The organism is Micromonospora sp. CV4 (genome assembly GCF_003667455.1).
Lineage (GTDB): Bacteria > Actinomycetota > Actinomycetes > Mycobacteriales > Micromonosporaceae > Micromonospora.
In genome coordinates this window covers 1-10,691 of record NZ_RCVI01000268.1, presented here as the reverse complement: position 1 = coordinate 10,691, position 10,691 = coordinate 1, and the positions used below count along the sequence as shown (strand labels likewise).

The following is a 10,691-nucleotide window of genomic DNA, read 5'->3' as shown; positions in this document are numbered from 1 at the left end:
GGCCGCGGGTGCAGCCCGGCGCCGCCGGGCTGAGCAGCGTCGGCGCGGCCAGGCCCGCCGCGGCGCCGAACAGGAGAGATCTGCGCTTCATTCCACCATCCTGGCAGTCGAGCGGGCGCGCGGTCTGCCCCGCTCGCCCGGGTCGTCGTTTCATGGGCCGGGTCAGAACCGGGTCCGCAACTACCCGGCCCTGACCCCCGGTCGTCCGGCATGGGAGCGGGCAGCTTCGGCCCCCGCCGCGTGCGGGCGTGGCTCGACGCCCACGCGACTCGGCTGGAAGGCCGGCCGCCCTGCACTCAGCTCCACGGTGCCCACCCGCTGGACGCCGGTGCGCCCCCGGCACACCCCGAACGACCGTGGGCGCCGACCCAGGCTAGGCGGGTCACGGGGGGTGGACAAGCGGGGCAGGACCGCTGGCGGCGTGACTGATCTCAAGGGGAAAAAGCGGCATGTCGGCGTAACGCGACCATGATCGCCGACGCTGTTCGGGCTCGAAGCGGTCAGACGCTGTTCGGGCTCGGAGCGGTCAGAAGTGCGCCAGCAGGTCGCGGAACGCGGCCAGCCGCAACACGCCGGCGTCGGTCGGGTCCAGCTCGTCGTCCTCCAGCACCCAGGTGTTCTCATTCGGAATGAACACCGCGTTCAACCCCGCCGCCCGGGCCGGCAGGATGTCCGACCTCGGAGAGTTGCCGATCATCCAGGCTGCGGTGGGTTCGAACCCGTGCTCCCGCACCAACCACCGGTAGGTGTCGACGTTCTTCTCCGCGACGATGTGCGCTGCTCCGAAATGGTGCAGCAGCCCGCACGCGTCCAGCTTGCGCTGCTGCTCCACCTGGTCCCCCTTGGTCAGCAGCAGCAACTCGTGCCGGCCGGCCAGTTCGTCGAGCGCGTCGGCCACGCCGGGCATCAGCTCCACCTGGTGCTCGACCAGGGCCACCGCCAGCCGCTCGATTTCCTGGCGCTCGGCGTCGGTGGCCGGTCGCTCGCGCAGCCGCTCCAGGCACTCCGCCAGGCTGCGCAGGAAGACCTTGCTGCCGTAGCCGTGCGCCACCGTGTTGGCCCGCTCGATGTCGTCGAGGACGGCCCGCAGTTCCACCCGGTCCAGGGTGGGATGGTCGAGCCAGGCCAGGAAGTCGTCGATCACCCGCTCGAAGACGACGTTGTTCTCCCATAACGTGTCGTCCGCGTCGAAGATCAGCACCTGCGCCTGCCGACGCGCCGCCTGGTCCACCGTCATGCCGCCCCCTTCGTGATCAACGCCCCTGACGGTCCGGGACCCTAGGGCATGACGCGCGGTGCACCCAACGGGTTTCCGTCCGACTCGGCCGCCTGCGGGCAGGGCCAGTGGAACAGCCGTTCGGCGATCATCGTCTCCCGCTCCTCCTGCGCCTCCGGGCGCAGCCGGCCGCCCCGGGTGAGCATCACCATGCCGTGCAGCAGGCTCCAGCCCACCTCGGCCAGGGTGTCCGGGTCACGCCCCTCGGCCAACGGGGTCAGGGCCGCCCGCAGCTCGGCGAACACGCCGCGCGGCGCGGCCGGCACCCCATCGACGCCGAGGGCCAGGTCGGGGGTCAGCGCGAGCATCGCGTCGTAGACCTCCGGATTCGCGTACGCGAAGTCGAGGTACGCGCCCGCCACCGCCGGCCAGACCCGTTCCGGACCGCCGGTCGCCTCCGCGTGGGCCTCGGCCAGGTCGGCGGCCAGGTCGGCGAAGGCGCACACCGCCACGGCGGCGAGCAGCGCCTCCTGATCGGCGAAGTGCCGGTAGAGGTCACCGACGTCGACCTCGGCACGCTCGGCCAACCGCCGAGGGCTCACCCCCGTCCAGCCCTCGACCTCGGCCAACTCCCGGGCGACCGTGACGATGAGGTCACGTCGGTCCTCTTCGGTGGCTCCCTCGGCAGGTCCGGACACGCCCACGAGCGTAAGTCGAAGACACCGTCCGCAGTCGCGCCATGACAGATTGGTGACTGCACGTGCCCGTCCTGCCGAGCCGGAGGCTCAGTGCCAGTCGCTGATCCGGACGTCGTCCGGCGCCGGCCTGCCACGCCCGGTCTCCACAAGCTCCTTGAGACTCAGGAGGAACGTCGCCCACTTGGTGCTGCAGTGGTGCATGAACTCGACCGGCTCGCGCCAGCCCGCGTGGGTGAACTGGACGATCGTGTACTCGCCGCGCTGGTCGAGGCGCCAGCCGATCTCGGTGCCGATCCATTCCCCGGGGCCGTCGGTGACCCGCCACCGCACGCGGCCGGAGGGATCGAGCTCCAGGACCTCCATGTCGAAGCCGCCGACGTCGCCGAACCGGAAGGCCAGGCGTCCGCCGACCTCGCTCTTGCCGACCGTGTCGGTCGTCCACCAGCCGGCGATGCCCTCCGGAGTTGCCACTGCTCGGTACACGTCGTCGAGCGGAGCGACGACGCCGACCCGGTGCAGGATGTCGACCATTTCACTCTCCCTTGTTGTCGGTGCGGTTGCGGTCGATCGCCTCGGCGATCCGCTTGATCCGGCGGAGTCGGGCGTCCCAGGTGGCACCGACCGCTGACATCTGGGCGGCAGCCCGGGCGAGCTGCGCCTCGTCGACCTGGTAGTGCCGCTCGCGCCCGGCCGGCGCGGCGTGCACCAGACCGACCCGGTCCAGGACGGCCAGGTGCTTCGAGACAGCCTGGCGGGTGACGGGTAGTCGTTCGCTCAGTGACGTGGCGGTGCCAGGCCCCCCGGTGAGCAGCAGGTCGATCATCGTGCGCCGGATGGGGTCGCCGATGGCCGACCAGAGGTCGTCGTCGACCGCGGTGCTCATGAGGTGGAGACCAGCCGCGCGACGTACGTGCCCAGCGCGGGAATGTAGTGGTCCCATCCGATCACGTGGTCCTGGTACTGCTGCTCCAGAAGAGCGACCTCCCAGCCCATCTCGCGGAACCCGGTCTCGGTCATGCGGATCCGTGTCCCCGCACCGGTCGGGACCAGCTCGAAGGTGACCAGCAGCGAGGGTCCGCTCCGGTCCGGTTCGGGGTAGCACCATCGGAAGGAGAATCGCTTCGGAGGGTCGACCTCGACGACGGCGAACGCGACGGTCGTCGTCTCCCCCGTCTCATCGTTACGCCACACGAGCTCACCGGGTGCGCCCGCGAGGGGCTCGAACCGCGCGTCGTCGGGCCACCACTCCCGCATGTGCTCCGGCCGACTGATCACCTCGAAGACCACCTCGGGCGACGCGTCGACATGAATGTCCCGCTCGATCGATCCCTGCTCCATGCCACTCCAACCTTTCGCAACCTTTGGTTGCGTAAAGCTACAACAACCACGACGCGAGGCGCAACCTTTGGTTGCACTTCGCTGTTGCCTGGGCCGCATGATCGTGCTCGTTCCAGGATCGAGTGGCCTGCGGAGGCCGGGACGCCACTACACCGGTGATCGAGCACGATCATGCCGGCGCCGACGCCGCCACCGGTCGCGCGGCGGCGCGGACGTCAGCGGCGCAACGTGAGGATCAGGTCGGCGATCAGGGCTGTCCAGCCGGTCTGGTGCCAGGCGCCCAGCCCGGCCCCGTTGTCGCCGTGGAAGTACTCCGGGAAGGCGATCAGGTCCCGCCAGTCCGGGTGGGTCTGGAAGATCCGGCACGCGCCGTAGATCGGCCGCCGGCCCCAGTCGTCCTGGGTGAAGAGCGAGATCAGCCGGGCGGAGAGGTCGTCGGCGATCTCGTCCAGGGTCCGCTTCACTCCGGAGCGGGTCGGGTACTCCACCTGGAGGTCGTCGCCGAAGAAGGCCGCGTAGTCGCGCAGCGCGCTGATCAGCAGGAAGTTCGTCGGCATCCAGATCGGCCCACGCCAGTTCGAGTTGCCGCCGAACAGCCCGCTGGTCGACTCCGCCGGCTCGTACCCGACGCAGAACTCCTGCCCGCCGAGGGTGACCGAGAACGGCTTGTCCAGGTGCGCGCGGGACAGCGTCCGCAGGCCGAAGTCGGACAGGAACTCGTCGGGGTCGAGCATCCGGGCGAGCAGCCGCACCACCTGCTCCGGGCCGACCATGGACAGCAGCCGCTGCTGGCGGCCGTCCGGGCCCAGCCGGCGGGTGCCGATCACCTCGGCGTACTCCGGGCGGTTCGCGAGGAACCAGCGCAGCCGGGCGCCCAGCTCCGGCAGGTGGTGCAGGGTCCGGGCGGTGAGCCGGGTGGTGGCGGCCAGCGGCAGCAGCCCGACCACCGACCGGACCTTCAGCGGCACCTTCGTCCCGTCGGCGAGCCGCAGCACGTCGTAGAAGAAGGCGTCCTCGTCGTCCCACAGCCCCTGCTCGTACGCGGCGGCGGCGATGTACGCGAAGTGCTCGAAGAACTTGGTGGCGGTGTCCACCCAGGTGCGGTCGTGTTCGGCCAGCACGATCGCCATGTCCAGCATGTTCAGCGCGTACATGGCCATCCAGCCGGTGCCGTCGGACTGCTCCAGCACACCGGCCACCGGAAGCGCCGCCGACCGGTCGAACGGCCCGACGTTGTCCAGCCCGAGGAAGCCGCCCTCGAAGACGTTGTTGCCGCCGGTGTCCTTCCGGTTGACCCACCAGGTGAAGTTGAGCAGCAGTTTGTGCATCACCCGGGCCAGGAAGTCGTGGTCCCGGCCGCCGTCGATCTCGAACACCTTCAGCGCCGCCCACGCGTGCACCGGCGGGTTCACGTCACCGAACGCCCACTCGTACGCCGGGATCTGCCCGTTGGGGTGCAGGTACCACTCGCGCAGCAGGAGCAGCAGTTGCGCCTTGGCGAAGCCCGGGTCGACGCGGGCGATGCTCACGCAGTGGAAGGCCAGGTCCCACGCCGCGTACCAGGGGTACTCCCAGGGATCGGGCATGGAGATGACGTCGAAGCTCGTCATGTGCCACCAGGCGCTGTTGCGCCCGTGGCGACGCCCGGCCGGCGGCGTCGACCCCGGGTCGCCGTCCAGCCAGCGCTTGACGTCGAAGTGGTAGAACTGCTTGCCCCACATCAGCCCGGCGATGGCCTGCCGGGCCACCAGCGCCTCGTCCGGCGTGGCGGCCTCCGGGATCACGCCGGCGAAGAAGCGGTTCGCCTCGGCGCGCCGCGCCCACACCACCGCCTCGAAGCCGTCGCCGAGGTCCGCCCGGGGCGGCGGGGCGGCGGCCGGCGGCGACGCGGTGCGGGTCAGCCGCAGCCGGATCTGGCGCTGCCCGCCGGCCGGCACGTCGAGCACGTAGTGCAGGGCGCCCTTGGTGCCCTCCCGCGCCGGGTTGACCGTGGCGGCGCCGTTGACCACGTGGTCGTTGATGCCGTCCTTCGGATAGCGGGACCGGCCGGGCAGGTCCCAGAGCCGCTCGGCGTTGGTGTCGTTGTCGCAGAGCAGCGGCACCGGGTCGCCGTCGCCCTCCAGCAGCAGTTGGCCGAGCACCCGGTGCTCGCCGACCAGCCGGGCGCCCTCGCCGGTCAGCCGGGGAATCCGGTCACCGCCGGGCAGGCCCCAGGCCCAGGTGTTGCGGAACCACAGGGTGGGCAGCACGTGCAGGGTGGCCGCCCGGTCGCCCCGATTGGCGACGGTCACCACCATGCACAGGTCGGTCGGGGACGCCTTGGCGTAGTCGACGCTCACCGCCCAGTACCGGTCGTCGTCGAAGATCCCGGTGTCCACCAGCTCGTACTCGGTGTCGTCCCGGCCGCGCAGCGCGTTCACCGCGACCAACTCGTCGTAGGGGAAGGCCGCCTGCGGGTAGTGGTAACGCCAGCGCATCCAGGAGTGGGTGGGCGTGGAGTCCTCGTACCACCAGTACTCCTTGACGTCCTCGCCGTGGTTGCCGCCGTCACCGCCGAGGCCGAACATCCGCTCCTTGAGGATCGGATCCTTGCCGTTCCACAGCGCCAGGGCGAAGGCGAACGTCTGCCGGTCGTCGCAGACACCGGCCATCCCGTCCTCATTCCAGCGGTAGGCTCTGGACCGCGCGTGGTCGTGCGGGAAGTAGTCCCAGGCCGTACCGTGCTCGCTGTAGTCCTCCCGCACCGTCCCCCACGCCCGTTCGGACAGATAGGGACCCCATGCGCGCCAGTCCTGCTCCCCCGAGTCGGCCTGGGCGAGCCGGAGCCGCTCGGCGTCGGGTGGCGAGGCGTCGGAGGACGAACCGTCAGTGATCACGTGCACATCTTTGACGCCCCCGGGGTACTTGACCACAGCGGCCATTCTCGTCGTGGCGTGTTACACCCCGCCGCCGGTGGAGGAAAGTTGATCGACATTCACTTCGGTCCCCAGGTCTGCGGCGAGTTGGCCAGCGCGGCCAGCCGGGAGTGGCTGGTGCCCGACGGCGTCGGCGGGTACGCGATGGGCACCGTCGCCGGGCTGCGGACCCGGCGCTACCACGGCCTGCTGGTGGTCCCCGGCGAGACGCCGGCGTCCCGCCGGGTGGGACTGGTCAGCCTCGATCCGGCGGTCACCCTGCCGTCCGGCGCGCGGGTCCGGCTCGGCGCGCACCAGTGGTCCTCCGGCGACGTCGACCCGCGCGGCTTCGAGCTGCTGGAACGCTTCGACCTGGTTGACGGGCTGCCCCGGTGGCGGTGGCGGATCGGCGCGGTGGTGATCGAGCGGGAGCTGGCGATGCTGCCCGGCCGCTCCTGCGTGGCGGTGGTGCACCGGCTGGTGGCCGGCGGACCGGTCCGGTTGGAGCTCTCCGCCGCCTGCACCTGGCGCGACGCGCACGGCGAGCGGCGCGCCGACGGCCCGACGCCGCAGGTCGAGGCGGTGGCCGACGGCGCGGTGGTGGAGGGGGCGTACCGGCTGGCCGGCCCGGGCTGGACGCCGGAGGGTCAGTGGTGGCTGGGCGTGCACCACCGCGAGGAGGCGAGCCGGGGCCTGCACCCCGACGAGGACGTCTGGTACGCGGGCCGCTTCGCCGGCGAGCTGGAGCGCCCAGGTGACACGGTCTCGGTGCGGGCCTGGGCCGGTCGGCTCGACGACGAGCCGCCGCCCGCCGCGGAGATCGTGGCGACCGCCCGTAGGCGTAACCGCCAGGTGGTGGCGACGGCGAAGCCGGCGGACCCGGTGGAGGCGACGCTCGCGCTGGCCGCCGACGCGTTCGTGGTGCGCACCGGTGGCACGGCCGTCGACGTGGTGGCCGGGTACCCGTGGTTCGGGGCCTGGTCGCGGGACACGATGATCTCGTACGAGGGGCTGTTCCTGTGCACCGGCCGCGCGGACGAGGGGCGGGAGCTGCTGCGGGCGTACGCGGCGACGCTGTCCGAGGGGATGCTGGCCAACACGGCGGACACCGGGCGGGTGGAGTACAACACCGTCGACGGCACGCTGTGGTTCCTGCACGCGGTGAGCCGGCACGTCACCGTCACCGGTGACACCGACCTCGGCGACGAGCTGCTGCCGGCGCTGCGCTCGGTGATCGACGCGCACGTGGCCGGCACCCGCTACGGCATCGCCGTCGACCCGGCCGACGGGTTGCTCACCCAGGGCGCGCCCGGCACCGCGCTGACCTGGATGGACGCCCGGGTGTACGGGGTGCCGGTCACCCCGCGTACCGGCAAGCCGGTCGAGGTGAACGCGCTGTGGATCAACGGACTGGCCGGGCTCGCCGAGCTGGCCGAGCTGGCCGGTCAGGACGCGACGGAGCTGCGGCGACGGCATGACCAGGCCACCGCCTCGTTCCGGGCCCGCTACCCGGCGCCGAGCGGCTGGCTGCACGACGTGCTGGACGCTCCCGCGCCGGCGTACCCGCTGGGCGGGGCCGCCCTGCACGACGACGACTCGCTGCGCCCCAACCAGCTGCTGGCCTGGTCGCTTCCGTTCGCGCCCCTGGAGCCGGACGAGGCGACGCTGCGTCGGGTCGCGGCCGGGCTGCTCACCCCGCTCGGGCCGCGCAGTCTCGCCCCGGATTCGCCGGAGTTCGTGGGCCGGCACCGGGGTGGCCCGGCCGAGCGGGACGGCGGCTACCACCAGGGCACCGTCTGGCCGTGGCTGCTCGGCCCGTACGTGGACGCCTGCCGCCGCGGCAAGATGTCGGTCGATGACGTTTTAGTCGGTATTGAGACACATCTGACCGAGTTCGGGCTAGGCTCAGTGAGCGAGACGGCCGACGGCCTCGCGCCGCACGCCGCGACCGGCTGCCCGTTCCAGGCGTGGTCGGTGGCCGAGCTGCTGCGGGTGCGCCGAAAGGGCCAGTAGCGCTTTACACGACCGCAACGGCGGCGTCTCCGCTGGTTATCTCGACCCCGGCAGGATTGGTCCGAGATCCAGACGCGACGGCGGGCACCGGCTCCGGTGCGGTCGGCGCGCGCCCGGGGACAATTCAAAGGGGGCCGCATGTCACCCGACGCCCACGTGATCGACATCCACCCCAGCCGGCACCTGCGGGTGCTCATGCTCTCCTGGGAATATCCGCCGGTGCTCGTCGGCGGGCTCGGCCGACACGTCCACGCCCTCTCCGTCGCCCTCGCCGCCGCCGGCCACGAGGTCACCGTCGTCACCCGCCACGCCGAAGGCGCACCCCTGGAGGAGTACGCCGACGGCGTGCGCATCCTGCGCGCCCCCGAAGACCCCGTCACCTTCCCCCTGGCCACGAACTCCCTACTGGCCTGGACCATGGCCTTCAACCACACCCTCACCCGCACCGCGCTGCGCGCCACCGAAGCCGGCACGTACGACGTCATCCACGCCCACGACTGGCTCGTCGCCCACACCGCGATCACCCTCGCCGAACACCTGGACCTCCCCCTGGTGACCACCATCCACGCCACCGAGGCCGGCCGGCACCAGGGCTGGCTGCCCGAGGAGATGAACCGCACCATCCACGGCGTCGAACAGTGGCTCACCACCGAGTCCGCCCGGGTGATCACCTGCTCGGGGTACATGCGCGACCAGGTGACCGCGTTGTTCGACCTTCCGGCCGGCCAGGTCGACGTGGTGCCGAACGGCGTCGACGACCGGGCCTGGCGGGCCCGGCCGCGCGCGGTCGCCTCGGCCCGGGCCCGGTTCGCCGCGGACGGCCCACTGATCGGGTACGCCGGCCGCCTCGTCTACGAGAAGGGCGTGCAGCACCTGGTGCACGCGGTGCCCCGCCTGCGCGAGCAGCACCCCGGGCTGCGCGTGGTGATCGCCGGCGACGGCCCGTACCGCCCCGAACTGGAGGAGGAGGCCCGCCGGCTGGCGCTCTGCTCGACCGTCCGCTTCACCGGCTTCCTCGACGCCACCCAGCTGCCGGCGGTGCTCGGCGCCACCGACGCCACCGTGGTGCCCAGCCTCTACGAGCCGTTCGGCATGGTGGCCCTGGAGGCGGCCGCCGCCGGTGCGCCGCTCGCGGTGGCCCACACCGGTGGGCTCGCCGAGATCGTCGAGAGCGGCGTGACCGGCGTGACGTTCCCGCACAGCGACCCGGACGCCCTCGCCGGCGCGGTGGGCCACCTTCTCGGCGACGAGGTCTTCGCCCGGCGGGTGGCCCGCCGGGCACGCACCATGGTCGTCGAACGGTACGGCTGGTCCAGCATCGCCGCCCGCACCGCTGCCAGCTACACCACCGCCCGACGCGAGCACGGCCCACTTCAGGCCCACCGGGCCGCCGCCCGACTGGCGGGCGGACGTACCCGGATCGCCATTCCGGAGGGCAATCTGCTCGCCGCGGCCGACCACGCCGCCTGCTGAGCCGAAGCGGACGACCGATAGGTGGCTTCCGATCCGCTGGTTAGGGTGTATCCCGGACAGCGGCGGAGAAGGAGCGTGCGCAGGTGCTGATCGCCGGTCGGTACCGGCTGCTCGACCTGGTGGGTCGCGGAGGCATGGGCCGGGTGTGGCGGGCCCGCGACGAGATGTTGCACCGAGAGGTCGCGGTCAAGGAGGTCGTGCCGCCGAGCTGGCTGGCCGACCACGAGCGGGCTGAGCTGCGCTCGCGCACCCTGCGGGAGGCGCGCGCCGCGGCCCGGCTCAACCACCCCGCCGTGGTCCGGCTCTACGACGTCGTCCCCGTCGAGGGCAGCCCGTGGATCGTGATGGAGTACGTCCCGTCCCGCACCCTGCAGGACGTGCTGGACGCCGGGGGGCCGCTGGCTCCGGCCGAGGCGGCCCGGATCGGCCTGGCCCTGCTCGACGCGCTGCGGGCGGCGCACACGGCCGGAGTGCTGCACCGCGACGTGAAACCGCAGAACGTGCTCATGGCACACGACGGCCGGGTGATGCTCGCCGACTTCGGGCTGGCCACGTTCGACGGCGGCGACGGTGCGATGACCCGCCCCGGCATGGTGTTCGGCTCCCCGCAGTACGTCGCCCCGGAGCGGGCCGCCGAGGGGGTGTCCACGGTGGCCGCCGACCTGTGGTCGCTCGGGGCCACCCTGCACACCGTCGTGGAGGGACGCTCCCCGTACGCCCGCAGCACCGCGATGGCGACGTTGAGCGCGCTCGCGGCCGGGCCACCGGACCCGGCACCGCACGCCGGGCCGCTCGCGCCGGTGCTCGACGGGCTGCTGCGCCGCGACCCGCGCGACCGCCTCGACCACGAGGCGGCCCACCGGCTGCTCACCGCCGCCGCGACCGGCCACGCCGGCCCGCCCCCGGAGCCGGAACGGACAGAACCGGCAGCGGATCCGGCCGACCGTCCCGACGCGTCAACCGACCTGGCCGCTCAGGATTCCACCATCCCGCTGCCCGGGCCCGACCAGACCACCGCCGATCGGGCCGGCGCCCCGGGGCCTCCGCCCGCCGCAGACG

General features: G+C 72.4%; 9 protein-coding genes. 3 read left to right on the top strand and 6 right to left on the bottom strand.

The window, feature by feature from the left end; translation table 11 throughout:
• Positions 1-526: 526 nt before the first annotated feature.
• The 6 genes from EAD98_RS16410 to EAD98_RS16385 all read right to left on the bottom strand — a co-directional run bounded on the left by EAD98_RS16410 (position 527) and on the right by EAD98_RS16385 (position 6,173).
• On the bottom strand, positions 527-1,237 hold the full coding sequence (locus tag EAD98_RS16410; RefSeq protein ID WP_121654940.1) for an HAD family hydrolase: 711 nt from the start codon (positions 1,235-1,237) through the stop codon (positions 527-529).
• 41 nt (positions 1,238-1,278) lie between these two features.
• Positions 1,279-1,914, bottom strand: coding sequence for a TetR/AcrR family transcriptional regulator (locus EAD98_RS16405; RefSeq protein ID WP_233583852.1), 636 nt, complete (start codon positions 1,912-1,914; stop codon positions 1,279-1,281).
• Between the two features lie 87 nt (positions 1,915-2,001).
• The gene (locus EAD98_RS16400) at positions 2,002-2,445 is read right to left on the bottom strand and encodes an SRPBCC domain-containing protein (protein ID WP_121654938.1); all 444 of its coding nucleotides are present in this window, start codon (positions 2,443-2,445) and stop codon (positions 2,002-2,004) included.
• Position 2,446: 1 nt separating this feature from the next.
• Positions 2,447-2,797, bottom strand: a complete 351-nt coding sequence (locus EAD98_RS16395) for a metalloregulator ArsR/SmtB family transcription factor (protein WP_121654937.1) — start codon at positions 2,795-2,797, stop codon at positions 2,447-2,449.
• A complete protein-coding gene (locus EAD98_RS16390; RefSeq protein ID WP_121654936.1) occupies positions 2,794-3,252 on the bottom strand; it encodes an SRPBCC domain-containing protein in 459 nt (152 codons plus the stop codon). Before EAD98_RS16390 ends, EAD98_RS16395 begins: the two co-directional genes overlap by 4 nt.
• Positions 3,253-3,467: 215 nt before the next feature.
• Positions 3,468-6,173, bottom strand: a complete 2,706-nt coding sequence (locus EAD98_RS16385; protein ID WP_121654935.1) for a glucosidase — start codon at positions 6,171-6,173, stop codon at positions 3,468-3,470.
• A gap of 42 nt (positions 6,174-6,215) precedes the next feature.
• On the opposite strand from EAD98_RS16385, the gene EAD98_RS16380 reads away from it, so the two are divergent.
• The 3 genes from EAD98_RS16380 to EAD98_RS16370 form a co-directional block, all read left to right on the top strand.
• Entirely contained in the window at positions 6,216-8,159 is a 1,944-nt protein-coding gene (locus EAD98_RS16380) for an amylo-alpha-1,6-glucosidase (protein WP_121654934.1), read from the top strand.
• A gap of 138 nt (positions 8,160-8,297) precedes the next feature.
• Entirely contained in the window at positions 8,298-9,632 is a 1,335-nt protein-coding gene (locus EAD98_RS16375; RefSeq protein ID WP_199723431.1) for a glycosyltransferase family 4 protein, read from the top strand.
• A 134-nt stretch (positions 9,633-9,766) separates the two neighbouring features.
• Positions 9,767-10,691: serine/threonine-protein kinase (locus tag EAD98_RS16370; protein WP_147457406.1), on the top strand; the 925-nt coding region annotated here is incomplete at its 3' end.